General features: G+C 43.6%; 14 protein-coding genes. 6 read left to right on the forward strand and 8 right to left on the reverse strand.

The window, feature by feature from the left end; translation table 11 throughout:
• Window position 1: 1 nt before the first annotated feature.
• On the forward strand, window positions 2-1132 hold the full coding sequence (locus NOS7524_RS12895) for a mechanosensitive ion channel family protein (protein WP_041555301.1): 1131 nt from the start codon (window positions 2-4) through the stop codon (window positions 1130-1132).
• A 50-nt stretch (window positions 1133-1182) separates the two neighbouring features.
• Here NOS7524_RS12895 and hisD read toward each other — a convergent pair whose 3' ends face one another.
• The 3 genes from hisD to NOS7524_RS12910 all read right to left on the reverse strand — a co-directional run bounded on the left by hisD (window position 1183) and on the right by NOS7524_RS12910 (window position 3202).
• Window positions 1183-2463, reverse strand: coding sequence for a histidinol dehydrogenase (hisD, locus tag NOS7524_RS12900; RefSeq protein WP_015138924.1), 1281 nt, complete (start codon window positions 2461-2463; stop codon window positions 1183-1185).
• A 102-nt stretch (window positions 2464-2565) separates the two neighbouring features.
• On the reverse strand, window positions 2566-2994 hold the full coding sequence (locus tag NOS7524_RS12905; protein WP_015138925.1) for an aspartyl protease family protein: 429 nt from the start codon (window positions 2992-2994) through the stop codon (window positions 2566-2568).
• Window positions 2987-3202: a hypothetical protein gene (locus tag NOS7524_RS12910; RefSeq protein WP_015138926.1), complete on the reverse strand. Its 216-nt coding sequence runs from the start codon at window positions 3200-3202 to the stop codon at window positions 2987-2989. Before NOS7524_RS12910 ends, NOS7524_RS12905 begins: the two co-directional genes overlap by 8 nt.
• Before the next feature lie 178 nt (window positions 3203-3380).
• Between NOS7524_RS12910 and NOS7524_RS12915 the strand changes: the two genes are divergently transcribed.
• From NOS7524_RS12915 to NOS7524_RS12925, 3 genes are all read left to right on the forward strand, one after another.
• Window positions 3381-4553 (forward strand): hypothetical protein, encoded by a 1173-nt coding sequence (locus tag NOS7524_RS12915; protein WP_015138927.1) that lies wholly within the window; start codon window positions 3381-3383, stop codon window positions 4551-4553.
• 108 nt (window positions 4554-4661) lie between these two features.
• Window positions 4662-6101: an NB-ARC domain-containing protein gene (locus NOS7524_RS12920; protein ID WP_235622431.1), complete on the forward strand. Its 1440-nt coding sequence runs from the start codon at window positions 4662-4664 to the stop codon at window positions 6099-6101.
• Window positions 6095-8017 (forward strand): tetratricopeptide repeat protein, encoded by a 1923-nt coding sequence (locus tag NOS7524_RS12925; protein WP_015138929.1) that lies wholly within the window; start codon window positions 6095-6097, stop codon window positions 8015-8017. The genes NOS7524_RS12920 and NOS7524_RS12925 overlap by 7 nt, the downstream gene beginning before the upstream one ends.
• 303 nt (window positions 8018-8320) lie before the next feature.
• Here NOS7524_RS12925 and NOS7524_RS12930 read toward each other — a convergent pair whose 3' ends face one another.
• On the reverse strand, window positions 8321-8707 hold the full coding sequence (locus NOS7524_RS12930; RefSeq protein ID WP_268742007.1) for a GNAT family N-acetyltransferase: 387 nt from the start codon (window positions 8705-8707) through the stop codon (window positions 8321-8323).
• A gap of 344 nt (window positions 8708-9051) precedes the next feature.
• Here NOS7524_RS12930 and NOS7524_RS12935 point away from each other — a divergent pair, with 344 nt between their 5' ends.
• Both NOS7524_RS12935 and NOS7524_RS29445 read left to right on the forward strand, forming a co-directional pair.
• Entirely contained in the window at window positions 9052-10377 is a 1326-nt protein-coding gene (locus tag NOS7524_RS12935) for a DUF58 domain-containing protein (protein WP_015138930.1), read from the forward strand.
• A 75-nt stretch (window positions 10378-10452) separates the two neighbouring features.
• On the forward strand, window positions 10453-10653 hold the full coding sequence (locus NOS7524_RS29445) for a hypothetical protein (protein ID WP_144050865.1): 201 nt from the start codon (window positions 10453-10455) through the stop codon (window positions 10651-10653).
• 110 nt (window positions 10654-10763) lie between these two features.
• On the opposite strand, the gene NOS7524_RS12945 is transcribed toward NOS7524_RS29445, so the two are convergent.
• The 4 genes from NOS7524_RS12945 to egtD all read right to left on the reverse strand — a co-directional run bounded on the left by NOS7524_RS12945 (window position 10764) and on the right by egtD (window position 15037).
• The gene (locus tag NOS7524_RS12945; protein ID WP_015138931.1) at window positions 10764-11351 is read right to left on the reverse strand and encodes a hypothetical protein; all 588 of its coding nucleotides are present in this window, start codon (window positions 11349-11351) and stop codon (window positions 10764-10766) included.
• 8 nt (window positions 11352-11359) lie between these two features.
• Window positions 11360-12694 (reverse strand): DUF2254 domain-containing protein, encoded by a 1335-nt coding sequence (locus NOS7524_RS12950; protein ID WP_015138932.1) that lies wholly within the window; start codon window positions 12692-12694, stop codon window positions 11360-11362.
• Window positions 12691-13692: a mechanosensitive ion channel family protein gene (locus tag NOS7524_RS12955; RefSeq protein WP_015138933.1), complete on the reverse strand. Its 1002-nt coding sequence runs from the start codon at window positions 13690-13692 to the stop codon at window positions 12691-12693. The genes NOS7524_RS12950 and NOS7524_RS12955 overlap by 4 nt, the downstream gene beginning before the upstream one ends.
• 310 nt (window positions 13693-14002) lie before the next feature.
• Window positions 14003-15037 carry an L-histidine N(alpha)-methyltransferase gene (egtD, locus tag NOS7524_RS12965; RefSeq protein WP_015138934.1) on the reverse strand — a complete coding sequence of 345 codons (1035 nt, stop codon included), beginning with the start codon at window positions 15035-15037 and terminating at the stop codon, window positions 14003-14005.
• Between the last annotated feature and the right edge of the window lie 25 nt (window positions 15038-15062).

Here is a 15062-nt window from a genome sequence, read left to right on the forward strand (position 1 = left end):
GATGACAGAACTTTCCAACTTTATTCTCAAATTTCTCCAACGTGATACAACAATCTATGCTCTGACTAAATTTGGCATATTTCTTTTCTTTATCCTCATATCATGGTTAGTAGGACGCTACACTCCCAGCTTTGTGCGAATTGCTATTCAGCGTTTTGCACCCCAGCAAGTTGCTAGTATTTATAACAACTTAATTGAACCCATTAGAAACTTATTTAAAATCACAGGGACATTAATTCTCGTTTCCCTATCCTTATCATGGATTGAAGAATATACATCAGTCTACAGATTTTTATCACCAATTGTAGATTTAGCTGTGATTATTAGTCTGGCGTGGCTAGCATCAAGCTTATTCCGTCAATTTATTCGTGTGTATGGTATTGAATTAGTACGAAAGTTTGGCAGAGAAGTAGACGAATTACTTTTGGTATTTGAGACTCTGGCCAACGTCATCATTGGATTTATTGCTGTTTTGGCATTTGCTCAAAGCCAACAGTTTAATTTAATCGGGTTATTAACTGGTTTGGGAATTGGGGGTTTAGCCGTGGCTTTTGCGGCTCAAAAAACCCTGGAACAATTGCTAGGAACAATAGTGTTGTATTTAGATAGACCTTTTGTTCCTGGTGAGTATATTCGGTTGCAAAAATCTGGACAAATTCCCGAAGGTTTATTTGGCAGGGTGGAATCAATTGGGATTCGTTCCACTAAAATTCGGACAGCTGCTAAAAGTACCTTGTTTATTATTCCGAATTCTATCTTGGCAAATTTAGAGATAGAAAATATTACGCGCGGTAAAAAAGTCATGGTTTTACTTTACCTTGACTTTTTACATTTCCTAGCAGATAAAGAACAAGCCTTAGTGCAGCAAGTAATTGTTGAGAGTACCAACTCTTTGTTTGGAATTGACCCAGGTAGCACCAGTATTACTTTTTTAAATCACCATTCATCCAAGGAAACCACCCGTACCAGAGTGACATTTTTTATTTTGGGTTCCAGCGATAACTCATTGCAATTGCGTAAGCGTCTTTTAGAGTTGGCAAATGAAAAAATCTCTAAAAAATTAATCAATCATGGCATTGAGTTCACCATGCAAGAACCAACTATTTATGTGGAATCACCTGTGACTATTTGAGCATAGGGCATTGGCTTAAAATCTCCTCTGCCCCTCTGCTTTTCCTAAACTTACTGCAAACGTACAGCCACACTACCAGCATGGGCGGGTAAACCTTCGGCTTCTGCTAAAGTGACCGCTGCTTGACCGATTTCCTGCAATGCAGCTTGATTGCATTCTAAATAGGTAATGCGCTTGATAAAGTCGTAAACACTTAAACCAGAAGAAAAACGGGCAGAACGGGCAGTAGGTAGCACATGATTGGGGCCGCCTAAATAATCGCCAATGGCTTCTGGGGTGTAGCGTCCTAAAAACATACTGCCGGCGCATTTAATTTGGCTAGCTAGTAATTGGGGATTGTCTACGCACAATTCTACGTGTTCGGGAGCTAGTTGATTGAGTAGGGGGATGCTGTCTGCTAAATCATTGACGATAATGACTGCTCCATGCTTTTCCCAACTGGTGCTGGCGGCTGCTTGGGTGGATAGTTGAGGAATAACTTGGTCAACTGCGGCGATGACTTGTTGGGCAAAGGTTTCAGAGTCGGTAATTAAAATAGACTGGGCGCTGGGGTCGTGTTCTGCTTGGGAGAGTAAATCCCAGGCTATCCATTCGGGGTTGTTTTTATCGTCAGCTACTACCAAAATTTCTGAAGGGCCGGCGATACTGTCTATACCCACAGTCCCGAATACCTGACGCTTGGCTTCTGCAACGTAGGCATTACCGGGACCGACAATCTTATCTACAGGGGTAATAGTTTCTGTACCATAGGCGAGGGCTGCTATTGCTTGCGCTCCACCAATACAATATATTTCTGTCACACCCGCAACTTGGGCAGCTGCCAAGACAACGGGATTAATTTCACCGCGAGGCATAGGTACTGCCATCACAATCCGTTCCACACCGGCGATTTTGGCGGGTAGGGCATTCATCAATACAGAACTAGGATAACTGGCGCGTCCTCCGGGGACGTAAATCCCGACTTGGGTAAGGGACACCCAATTTAAACCGAGTTTTACGCCTACGGTGTCGGTGTAGCCGATGTCTTGGGGTAATTGCTTGTGGTGGAAAGAACTGATACGTTCAGCAGCGAGTTCAAGGGCTGCTTTGACTCCAGCCGGACATTTAGCGGCTTGTTCAGCAATGAAGATGGCACTTAAACGTAAAGATTCCGGGTTGAAATGGTCAAACCGACTGGTGTATTCCTTAACTGCCGCATCCCCCCGCCCTTTGACATCGGCGAGGATATCTCTGACTGTACCACTAACATCAACCGTTGCTTCCCGGCGATCGCTCACCAGTGTTTTGAACTTGACGGCAAAATCGTTGTCGGTTGTTTTGAGGAGTTGCATGGACAGTATCTCTGAAGGAATCCAGGTTTGCAGTAAGGATAATATTTAGTGTAGAACGCTAGTACAGTTTAGTGAAAGTCAAATTCCATCTTGTTGTCATAGTTATTGTGGGGCTTTCTTCTTTGGACTGACTGCAAAATATAGCTGTGAGCGATAAAAACAAACGTCAAACTCCATGAAAAAATTTACTTGCCCTAAAATCATGGGAACTTGCACAGCTTTTGTCCAAGCAAATACGAGTTGCACAGGTTCAAATTTACCAACTGTTGCTTGAATCACAACAACACGAGCCTCATACTGAGCAAGATTTCCCGTTAAGTTTAAAGTTGCTGTCTGACGTTCCCAAACATATCCGAGATCAAGACCTATTGGATAGGGTAATACGTTTACTGTTGCACCTGTATCTAACAGGGCGGATGTTGTTATGGCGCATTGCTGGCTTGCAAGTACAAGTGGCATATATGGGCGAAACCCAACTTCCCCTAATGTTGTATCAGCGTTGACAAAAGGGAACTGCTCAACATTAGACATTGTTTTGATTTTTTGTGGCTTGTAAAACTTCTAGCATTGTGTTCGCTGCTTCAAAAGCATCATAAGGAGACCAGACGGGATAAGATTGTTCTGGTTTAATTAAGTCAGTTTCTTGTTGGGCTAATTCAGAAATCAACACTTGCACAACATACAGTTTTTCAGCACGGCTAAGTCCTTGCAGCGTGTTAAGTAATTCTGATGAAACCATGCTTGATACTCCAACTGATTTAATAGCCTGACTCCATCATAGGACGCTTACTGGTCAGCGATCGCTCACCCATCTTTTGAACTTCACACCTAAATCATCAACTTGCATCCTGGCGGGTGGTTGTGAATAATACATAGGGAAAGCTCTAGGCTTAAATCCCTATAAATTATAGATAACTATGACCACCATCATCTTTGTACATGGCACAGGGGTAAGGGGACGGGAATATGAGGAAACTTTTCGGGTAATTCAGCAGAAAATTCATGCCCAAAACCCAGATGTTATGGTTGCGCCTTGTCTGTGGGGTGATTTATTTGGCACAAAGTTAAACGCTCAAGGTGCATCAGTACCTTTCTATGATGCAACGCTGGGTTTAGAAGAGACACAAACAGAAGACGCAGATATTGTCCTGTGGGGGGAATTATACCGTGATCCTTTATATGAATTGCGATCGCTGTCTTTAAAATCGATTGAACAACGCAGCCTCAATCCTTTTGGAGAGCAACCCGCAGATAGGTTACAGTCACGACTGCAAGATTTCACCCCTACCGCCGAACTCGAAGCGGAATTGTCCCAAGCGGGAATTGCTGATGTGTTTGGGGAAGCGCGAGCAGCAGTGATTCACTCTCAGGCTTATGAGGAAGTTTTACCCACACTCAGCGAATCTGATTTCAATGAGTATGTGGCAGTTGTAGCTAGGGCAATTGTCGCTCAAGCAATGTTGATTTGTGAACAACAGCAAAGATTTGTGCCTATACTCACCGATGCACAATTGCGTGACAAGGTTGTGGAATTGCTAGTTTTAGATTTAGCAGAAGCGGAGTTAGGTTTGCGTAGGTGGTTATTACAACCATTGCTGCACCTGGGAACCAATTATGTTAAGCGCAGACGGGGTGCTGTTACAGATAAGGTTTCACCAATGCCCTCTGATATTTTGTTGTATCAGACACGGGGCGAGAAAATTCGGGCTTTTATCCAAGAACAAATTGCCCAAGCTGAACCGCCAGTAGTGTTACTTGCCCATAGTTTAGGGGGTATTGCTTGTGTAGATTTGCTGGTGCAGCAACCACTGTCTCAGGTGGAATTATTAGTTACTGTGGGTTCTCAAGCTCCGTTTTTATATGAGATTAACGCCTTGTACAGTTTAGAGTATGGTCAACCACTGCCGGAATATTTCCCGGAATGGTTAAATATTTATGATTTGCGGGATTTCCTCAGCTACGTGGGTAGTAGAATTTTTCCTAATGTTCAGGATGTAGAGGTAAATAGTCAACAGCCATTCCCCCGTTCTCACAGTGCTTATTGGACGAATGCTACAACTTGGGAGGCGATTTTTGCGAGGTTGCGATGATGTAATTGAAACGCTAAGGGGCGCGGAGGTAAACGCAGAGGTACGCAAAGAATTAGCTATGAATGAAATGCTGTACTTAATATTAAGGTTTTGGTCATTATGCAGTTGATGGCTAAACCGGAACGTACTTATGGGTTGGTGGTGGGGATTGAAAAATATCACGAATCTCAATGGAATGTACTTGGAGGGGGACAAGTCCATGATGCGCTGAGGTTTGCGCGGTGGTTGTGTGGGTGTGGTGTGCCACAGGAGAATATTCGGCTGTGTTTGTCGTCATTGGTAGAAAATGATCACTTGCTTGGGGAATGTGAGTTAAGGGTAGAGTTAGCGACAGAACAAAATCTCTATGATATTGTGACTAACTTTCTCTCTCAACAGTCGGGTGATTTACTCTACATTTTTTGGGCTGGGCATGGTTTGATTTCTGCGGAACGAGAACGCAGGTTGATTTGTGCTGATGCGACTCAACAGAGTTGGCTAAATTTAGATTTAAATTCTTTACTGCTGTTATTGGGTTCTGATAGGTTTGGCATTCGTCATCACGTCTGTATTATTGATGCCTGTGCTAATTATTTCTTGGAAACCCACGGAAGACCAACTAATTTAGGGGGAAGAATCTTTCCGAGTGGGAAGCCAAGAACGGATAGTCAGCAGTTTGTGTTACTGGCGGCGCGGGAGGGAGAAACAGCTAAGGTAAACACGGCAGAGAAAACGGGGTATTTTTCCCAAGCAGTGAGGGAGGCGTTAGCACAAGCGAATGGCAGCTTTCCGCCGAATATGTTGGCAGTTGCGGAACAAGTTAAGCAGCAATTTCAAACTTTAGATAAAAAACAACTCCCTACTTATTTTTATTACCGTAATGGGGATGGAGATCAAGAGAAATATCATTACAATCCTTTTGATATCCCCCACAATATTCAACAGAGTAACGCCATTAAATTTGTTGGTAGAGATAACCAATTAGAAAAACTGCACCAGCTATTACAGCTAAATGATGTCGTTGTAATTTCTGATGAAACTGGACAAGGTGGCGTAGGTAAAACAGAGTTAGCCATTCAATACTCATGGCAACATTTAGAAGATTATCCTGGCGGGTGTTGCTGGTTGAATCCCCAAGGTACTGAATTAGGAACACAGTTAGTAGAGTTTGGTATGGTGAATTTTCCTAACTTTAATCCTCCCCAGGAATTAAGTCTGAATGGTAAGGTGGCTTATTGCTGGCGGAATTGGCAAGCAGGCAAAGTTTTATTAGTGTTTGATGATGTTAAAGATTGGCAGCACATTAAAGACTATCTACCAGCTAAAGGTTCTCGGTTTAAGGTGTTAATCACGACTCGTATAAATACAGGCTTGACTTATCCCTCTCTGCCGTTAGGTGAATTGTCACCAGATGCAGCCTTAGAATTACTAACACAGCTATTGGGATGCGACAGAGTTGAAAAGGAATTAGAATTTGCCCAAAAACTTTGTCAGTTTGTGGGTAATATACCGATTGGGTTGTACCAAGTGGCAGCATACAGCCGAGAACCAAGGAGAGTGTTATGTTAAAAGACATCCTTGCAAGGCTACAACAAAAGCAAGCAGCAACAGGTGAGTCTGGTGTAGCAGCTGCCTTTGATTTGAATTGGGAGTGCTTAGAACCAGAGGCGCAAAAGTTAGCTTGTTTGTTGAGTTTGTTTGCTTTAGCCCCTATTCCTTGGTCTTTGGTAGAATCAGCAGCGAGTGCTAGTAATTTAGAATTTGACCTGAAAGCTAACCGCAGTATTTTAATTGAGCGTTATTTACTGCAAGAGTTGGCAGAGGAAACTTACCAAATTCACGAACGCATTCAGGAATTATTGCGGCAGAAGTTAGAAGAGTTAGCGGAAGTTGATGAACTCAAGCAGGGCTTTTGTCAGGCGATGGTGGCAGTTGCCAAGAAGATTCCACAGACACCGACATTGATAGAAATTGCTCAAGCAACTTTGGCTATGCCTCACATTGAGGAAGTAGCCACAATTTACCAAGCTTGGTTAAGTAATGATCAATTAATCTGGCCTTTTGCAGGCTTGGGTAGATTTTACCAAGGGCAAGGAGCTTACGAGCAAGCTTTACCTTGGCGGAAAAAATGTTTATCAGCTACTAGAGAACGCTTTGGGGATGAACACCCCGATGTGGCAACTAGCCTCAACAATTTGGCTTCACTCTACCGTTCCCAGGGCAGGTACAGCGAAGCCGAACCTTTGTACGTCGAGGCTTTGACGATGAGAAAACGTCTGCTGGGGAATGAACACCCCGATGTGGCAGTTAGCCTGAACAATTTGGCACTACTCTACGATTCCCAGGGCAGGTACAGCAAAGCCAAACCTTTGTATATCGAGGCTTTGACAATGAAAAAACGTCTGCTGGGAGATGAACACCCCGATGTGGCAACTAGCCTCAACAATTTGGCTTCACTCTACCGTTCCCAGGGCAGGTACAGCAAAGCCGAACCTTTGTATGTCGAGGCTTTGGCGATGACAAAACGCCTGCTGGGAGATGAACACCCCTCTGTGGCAACTAGCCTCAACAATTTGGCTTACCTCTACCGTTCCCAGGGCAGGTACAGCGAAGCCGAACCTTTGTATGTCGAGGCTTTGGCGATGAGAAAACGTCTGCTGGGAGATGAACACCCCTCTGTGGCAACTAGCCTCAACAATTTAGCTTCACTCTACGATTCCCAGGGTAGGTACAGCGAAGCCGAACCTTTGTATGTCGAGGCTTTGGCGATGAGAAAACGTCTGCTGGGAGATGAACACCCCTCTGTGGCAACTAGCCTCAACAATTTGGCACTACTCTACGATTCCCAGGGCAGGTACAGCGAAGCCGAACCTTTGTACGTCGAGGCTTTGGCAATGAGAAAACGCTTACTGGGAGATGAACACCCTGATGTAGCAACTAGCCTCAACAATTTGGCACTACTCTACGATTCCCAGGGTAGGTACAGCGAAGCCGAACCTCTGTATGTCGAGGCTTTGACGATGACAAAACGCTTACTGGGAGATGAACACCCTGATGTAGCAACTAGCCTCAACAATTTGGCTTCACTCTACGATTCCCAGGGTAGTTACAGCGAAGCCGAACCTTTGTATGTCGAGGCTTTGGCGATGAGAAAACGTCTGCTGGGAGATGAACACCCTGATGTGGCAGCTAGCCTCAACAATTTGGCTTCACTCTACGATTCCCAGGGTAGTTACAGCGAAGCCGAACCTTTGTATGTCGAGGCTTTGGCGATGAGAAAACGTCTGCTGGGAGATGAACACCCTGATGTGGCAACTAGCCTCAACAATTTGGCTTCACTCTACGATTCCCAGGGTAGTTACAGCGAAGCCGAACCTTTGTATGTCGAGGCTTTGGCAATTTTGGAACAACAGTTAGGGGCAAATCATCCTAATACAATCACTGTGCGGAATAATTTGGAAACTTTGCGCCGGAATAATTCGTAATGGGCTGCGCCCCGCTACGCTAACGTAATTCGTAATTTTTAGCTTTGTGAGTCTTTGAACTCCGTTAATGAGTATTTTTGTTTCGTTAATGAGTCTTTGATACTCGTTCACGAGTATTTTTGCTTCGTCGATGAGTATTTGAACTCCGTTAATGAGTATTTGAACTCGGTGAACGAGTATGTTTACTCCGTTGATGAGTATTTGAACTCCGTTAATGAGTATGTTTACTCCGTTGATGAGTATTTGAACTCCGTTAATGAGTATTTTTGCTTTGTCGATGAGTATTTGATACTCGTGAATGAATCAATTTCGCTCTACCAAATAGCGGCTAAACTTTACCCCCTGACGGTCTACAATTTCAATATCGTAGATGTGAAAGCCAAATTTTTGAAATAAGCCTAGGCTAAATTCACTAGCTTCTGCATATAAACGCTGGATTTTGTGACTGTGGGCATATTCTAAAATTTTCTGCATTAAAGTAGAACCAATACCTTGACGAATGCGATCGCTTCTGACATAAGCTGAGGTGACATGACCATCTTCAGCAATACCTGCAAAACCTAAAATTCCCGTTTCATCGGTAGCTATAAATGTGGTGGGTTTTAAGATGAACTGTTGAAACCCAGCAGTGTCAGATGAAAAGGATGCCCACATTTGGGTTTGAGCTTGAGAATATTGCTGAGGTGCGATGGGCTACGCCCCACCGTAGGTGATCGCTAACACGGTTGTTTGATAAAGTTCTGCTAGTGCAGGAATATCCAATTCTTCAGCAACCCGAATATTCATATTGATCAGATGGAATCCAAAACACCTCAAGTTAATTTATCGTAAATTCAAGGTTTAAATCCCAGACTCCAACTGTCTTTAATTTTGAAGTAATGAGTAATAAGTAATGGGTATTACTCATTACTCATTACTCATTACTCACTACTCACTACTCACTACTCATTACTCATTTATCAGAAGATTGTTAAATTCTTTCCCATATACCCCTTCCCCAATGGCAGATATAATCGAGTTTTACAAAAAAATCTATGGTTGCAGCTAAACGAGTTTACTTATTATTACTGTTGGGTTTAGCGATCGCTCCCCTATTATCCCTCTTCATCGGTATCCCCGCTAGCATTGCGATCGCTCTCATCTTTGATATCGCTGTCTTAGCTTTGATGGTTGTCGATGGTTTGCGTGTGCAGCCTCTGCGGGTGCAAATCACTCGCCAGTTACCATCCCGCTTTTCTATTGGGCGCGATAATCCGGTGATACTGGCAATTACATCCGAGAAAACTAACGCCATCATTCAAATCCGCGACTATTACCCGGCCGATTTTGGCGTATCCACACCTACACTAAATACTACTGTTGCTGCCAACACTACCCAAGAATTAACCTACACCGTCTACCCCAAACAGCGCGGTGAGTTTAATTGGGGGAATATTCAAGTCAGACAATTAAGCCCTTGGGGTTTAGCTTGGGATGATTGGCAGATTCGCCACGCTACCACCGCTAAAGTTTATCCTGATTTAATCGGATTGCGATCGCTCTCCATCCGTCTGACATTACAATCATCTGGTTCTATCCGCCAATCCCAGCAATTAGGTATTGGTACAGAATTCGCCGAACTGCGGAACTATCGCACTGGTGATGATTTGCGCTTGATTGATTGGAAAGCTACAGCTAGGCGGGTGGGGACACATGGTAATACACCGCCTTTGGTGCGGGTGCTAGAACCGGAACAGGAACAAACCTTATTGATTTTACTAGACCGGGGGCGGTTAATGACGGCAAGAGTTCAGGGTTTGCAACGCTTTGACTGGGGTTTGAATGCTACCTTATCTCTTGCCTTAGCGGGATTACACCGAGGCGATCGCGTGGGTGTGGGTGTATTTGATAACCAAATGCACACATGGATGCCACCGGAACGGGGACAACATCATTTAAATCAACTCATCGACCGTTTAACCCCAATTCAACCAGTATTATTAGAATCAGATTACTTAGGCGCAGTGACTCATGTAGTCCAGAAACAAACTAGGCGATCGTTGGTGGTAATTATTACAGACTTAGTTGATGTCACCGCTTCTACTGAACTCCTCGCAGCATTGACACGGCTAGCACCCCGCTATCTACCGTTTTGTGTCACCTTGAGAGATCCCAAAGTGGATGATTTAGCGCATACTTTTACTGATAATGTGACACAAGCTTACACCCGTGCAGTAGCTTTAGATTTATTAGCACAGCGTCAAGTTGCCTTTGCTAAGTTAAAACAAAAAGGTGTGTTGGTATTAGATGCGCCAGCTAATCAAATTAGCGATCAGTTAGTGGAAAGATATCTGCAACTCAAAGCCAAGAATCAACTTTAAGAGGTTGTTTGAAAAGTTCTTGGCTGTGATTTTGGAGACTTATTGATCCCCCCTACCCCCCTTAAAAAGGCTACAGTGTACACACAAGTTGCTGCATCGACATTGCCAATGTATCGCCTGACATTGCCAATGTATCGTCTGACATTGTTAATGTATCGCCTAACATTGCCAATGTATCGTCTGACATTGCCAATGTATCGCCTAACATTGTTAATGTATCGTCTGACATTGTTAATGTATCGCCTAACATTGCCAATAGACATCTCCAGAAATTAAATATGCGTTTTCCAGAAACCTTGTAGAGACGTTCCATGGAACGTCTCTACATTCTTTTTTGGAGATGTCTAATGTATCGTCTGACATTGCCAATGTATCGTCTGACATTTTTAATTGAATCTTTGTCCAGAGTGAATATTGTAGGGTGTCCATTGCTGTAAAGCCCAAAGGCTAGTGACAGCAGCTAGTGCAGATCCTAAAGTATCCATGATTAGATCAATGATTGTATCATCTAGGCTTTCAATTACTTCTATTGCCAAAATTTGACCAGCCGTCCATTCGCAAATTTCCCACAAAGCACCGATCGCAAGGCCAAAACTGGTAATTGTTAATAAGTATAAAACACGATGTTGACGAAATATCCCTAGCATTGGTCTATACACTAAAAAACTCAGTGCTAAGGCGATCGCAAAGCTAGTAAAAGCATGGACTATTTCATCATAGAGTCCTGGCATCCCAAATAGTCCCCAAACCCAGCCGATAGCGTTTAGCAATGCTGCTAATACAAAGAGAAAATCAAACAAGGTTGGTAGTCTGTCATCTCGAATTACAAATACGAAGGAAGCTGCTAAAAAGCAGAATAAACCCAAAGCATTCAGCCAATTTGCTTGCATAGCTGCGGCTATAACTGCGATTGTTAATAGTGCTTGTCCAACCCAAGCGGCGATGCGATATCCTTGCCAGTTTAAAGTAAACATGATTGCACCTACATTGAAATCCAACGATTTTGCTCTACGGCTTGAATGACGCTGAGATATTTTTCTTGCAAGTCTTGGCGATCTCGTGGTTCTGGTAATCCCTCTTTTCCTCCCCGTTCAATCATGTCAGCATGACGGCGGAGGACGGCTAAGTATTCGGGATTGTGGGTATACTGGGCAATACGGGCGATCGCTTCTAAAAGATGAATTGTCACGGCTGCATCACTACGGGCATATTGGCGAATGGGGTTGAAAGCATCATCCATAATTCCAGCAAAGGTGACGGGTTCAGCGATGATGCGTAATTGGCGATCGCGATCGTAACGATAGGGTGAAGGAAGTTTTCTTTGGACTAAATAACACATCCCCGCGCACAATCTATCAACGCACCGGATAGCCGTAAAAGGATCGTTAATTCCCGGAGACAGCGCACGCAAGGCTATTTCTACCAACTGATTCACCGGAAACTCTACATCTTGCTGTTCGGTGCGTTCTTTACCCAAGATAAAAGCTTTGTTGATTTCATCGATGATTTTTTGATTGACGCGTTTCCGTGGGAAAGCCATGACGAGAATGCTATCTTCAATCACAAACTTTCCTGGACGTAACTCTATCCGTAGTAGTAGATTATTTTTACGGGCAATTTTTAGTAATTGTTCGTCATCGATAAATTGCAGATAACCATTGCGTTTAGCACCAATGGGACTAGCCAAGGACTCAAAATCTTCGGGAAGTATTTCTGTGTGTTGTGGGTTTGGTGGTGGACTTATGCCAATTTTTTCGGGGAACAAACGATCAATGGCTTTGTTTAAATCCTCACTCACACTCTGAATCACATGGGAAGCTTGAATGATTGTTGAGGCGTGATGGATGAAGTAAATTAACACCCCAATACTAAAGATGGCTAGCACAATACCAAATGTCACAGACAAATGAGGTACAAACGGGTTATAGTCCTCACCGTAGATAGTTCGCAGTACCAGTAAGCAGTAAATAAAGGTAGCAATAAATGTACCTAATACCACTTGATTACCTGTGTCCTGCATAAAATTGCGGAGTAATCGGGGGCCAAAGTTAGCAGCCGCTAGTTGCAGTGCCACAATGGTAATTGAGAAAGCTGTAGCTGCTACACTTACCATCGAGCTGGCGATAGCTGAAAGTACCTCTCTGGCACCATCGGGGCCGCCTGTATAAATTAAACTCCAATCCCCAAACCCAATGGAGCGATCAAGGGTGAGCATAATAAATGATAAAGCGATCGCCATCAAAACCATCAAGCTGGGTAAAAACCAGTAGCTAGAATGAAGTGCATCCCATAACTTTCTCAACTGCACGTTATTCATGACTCTTCCTTGGCTGCTGGAGTGTCTACTTTACCGTTACCCCCCTCAGCCAACCGTCGCAGCGAACCGCTAATACTGCGTGGTTTGGGAACTTCTTTCTTACCCGCAGGCCATCCTTCACGTTGACGGGAGCGATCGCCGTCTGTTTCTTCGGTTTGGTCATGGAATAAAATTTGTCTGGTAGGATACGGTAAATCTATGCCATGTTCCACATACAGTTTTTCCTTGATTGCAGAGATGACTTTATCTCGTGACTCTAGTGCATCTAACCTAAAAGGTGGTTTAACCCACCACCTAGCACGAATATTTACCGTACTTTCCGCCAGTTCCATTACCAATACATCCGGGGCTGGCTCTTTTAAAACTACATCTACACTATGTATAGCTTCCAGCATCAACTGCTTTGTCTGCTCTAAATCATCCCCATAGCCCACACCAACATCATATTCCAATCGCCGATGCTCAAAGGCAGTATTTACAGTCACGGAATTAGTAAATAACTCAGAATTGGGGATGACAATCCGACGACCATCATAAGTTCTAATAGTGGTAGCCCGTGTTTCAATATTTTCTACTGTCCCCTCAAAACCTTTAAAAACAATTTGATCATCAATTTGAAAAGGTTCTGTCAATAAAATTAAAATACCCGCTAAAAAGTTTTGCAGAATATCCCGAAATGCAAAACCAATTGCTACCCCACTAATTCCCAACAACTGCACCAAATCCCCGGCTCTGAGTGTGGGAATCACAATAGATAAAGAGACAAATAACCCAACTAAAACCGTAGCACCTTGTGCCAATCTTCCCAACACCATACCCAGATTCCGCGCATAACGGCGGTGACGAGTCAAGTGTTTAACTATGCGTTTGATTTGTCTACCTACAAATATAAATAATACAAAAACAATTAACGCCAGGAAGATATTTGGTAACAAGACAATGAAATTATTTACCATCTTCTGCATCTGATTTAACAGTGCAGATGTTTCTGTATTCATGTTGAGAAATTGCCCTCACTCATCAGTCGTTGCTGATGATACTAAAAAATTCTGAGGGTAAAATCTATCTGTAGTTTGTATACTCGTTTTCTGCAAGAGAGATTTTAGGTGGGGACTGGGGATTTGGGACTGGGGACTGGGGATTGGGGACTGGGGACTGGGGACTGGGGATTGGGGATTTGGGATTTGGGACTGGGTTAGATAAATATTAGTATTCTCCTCTGCTCCTCTGCTCCCCTGCTCCCCCACTCCCCTCACTTCCTCATCCTCCCCTACTCCCCTACTCCCCACTCCCTACTCCCTCTCCAACTTATCTTTGCAATTGGCACAACAATACACCAAACCACTGATGAGAGTCAGTCCATGCTTGGATAGGGACTAAACCCTGTGCAGTGAGTTGTTGCTGGATGATGTCGAGGTCAAATTTGCGAGAGATTTCGGTGAGAATAGTTTCACCAGGGGCAAAGTTGACAGTGAGATTGAGAGATTTTAATTGTACAGTTTGCGATCGCATACTTTTTAAGTGCATCTCAATCTGACGTTGAGTCTCGTTATAAAACGCCCAATGTTCAAATTGTGTCGTGTCAAAGTTCCCCTCAAAACGCAGATTCAAATGCTCCAGCATATTGAGGTTAAACGCTGCGGTAACTCCTTGGCTGTCATCATAAGCTGGCTCTAAAATATGTTTTGGCTTGTGTAAGTCTATCCCCAACAAGAAATACTCACCCACTTGTAAAGCATTGGTAATTTGGGAAAAGAAAATATCACATTCTTGGGCATTAAGATTGCCTAAAGAACTACCAATAAAACCAATCATCCGACTTGGTGACTGAGTGGGTGGGAGTTGTGCCAAAGCTAATTCATAAGTTCCGGCTAGGGCGTAAACTTCCAGTGAGGGATATTCTTGGAGTAACTGTCTGGCGCTACTTTCCAACATCCCTGCACTAACATCTATAGGTAGATAACGCAGAGGATAGCCTAACTGCCGATAAGCATCTAGTAAAATCCGGGTTTTGGTAGAACTACCACTGCCCAGTTCCACTAATTCACAAGCACCAGTAATTTTGGCAATTTCACCAGCACACTGCTGTAAAATCGCCGTTTCCGTGCGTGTGAGGTAATATTCTGGTAACTCACAGATTTGCTCAAATAGCTCAGAACCACGGTCATCATAAAAGTAATAAGGAGGTAAAGATTTAGGAATTTGAGTTAATCCCTTGACGATATCACTCCCGGCAATAGATGCAACTATTCGAGTTGCTGCCACCAAACGCTGTATTTGCAAACGTTCCTCAATACTTTTGAGGGAAGTATCCTTGCTGTTAACAGCTTCAGATATTGACATTTAACCTCCGCATACGTTCCGTAAT

This window comes from Nostoc sp. PCC 7524, from assembly GCF_000316645.1.
Taxonomy (GTDB): domain Bacteria; phylum Cyanobacteriota; class Cyanobacteriia; order Cyanobacteriales; family Nostocaceae; genus Trichormus.

Coding starts and splice junctions, on each gene's coding strand:
- NOS7524_RS12895 (WP_041555301.1), top strand. CDS start 2: ATGACAGAACTTTCCAACTTTATTCTCAAATTTCTCCAACGTGATACA.
- NOS7524_RS12920 (WP_235622431.1), top strand. CDS start 4,662: ATGGCTAAACCGGAACGTACTTATGGGTTGGTGGTGGGGATTGAAAAA.
- NOS7524_RS12905 (WP_015138925.1), bottom strand. CDS start 2,994: ATGTCTAATGTTGAGCAGTTCCCTTTTGTCAACGCTGATACAACATTA.
- hisD (WP_015138924.1), bottom strand. CDS start 2,463: ATGCAACTCCTCAAAACAACCGACAACGATTTTGCCGTCAAGTTCAAA.
- NOS7524_RS12935 (WP_015138930.1), top strand. CDS start 9,052: ATGGTTGCAGCTAAACGAGTTTACTTATTATTACTGTTGGGTTTAGCG.
- egtD (WP_015138934.1), bottom strand. CDS start 15,037: ATGTCAATATCTGAAGCTGTTAACAGCAAGGATACTTCCCTCAAAAGT.
- NOS7524_RS12915 (WP_015138927.1), top strand. CDS start 3,381: ATGACCACCATCATCTTTGTACATGGCACAGGGGTAAGGGGACGGGAA.
- NOS7524_RS12910 (WP_015138926.1), bottom strand. CDS start 3,202: ATGGTTTCATCAGAATTACTTAACACGCTGCAAGGACTTAGCCGTGCT.
- NOS7524_RS12945 (WP_015138931.1), bottom strand. CDS start 11,351: ATGTTTACTTTAAACTGGCAAGGATATCGCATCGCCGCTTGGGTTGGA.
- NOS7524_RS12925 (WP_015138929.1), top strand. CDS start 6,095: ATGTTAAAAGACATCCTTGCAAGGCTACAACAAAAGCAAGCAGCAACA.
- NOS7524_RS12955 (WP_015138933.1), bottom strand. CDS start 13,692: ATGAATACAGAAACATCTGCACTGTTAAATCAGATGCAGAAGATGGTA.
- NOS7524_RS12950 (WP_015138932.1), bottom strand. CDS start 12,694: ATGAATAACGTGCAGTTGAGAAAGTTATGGGATGCACTTCATTCTAGC.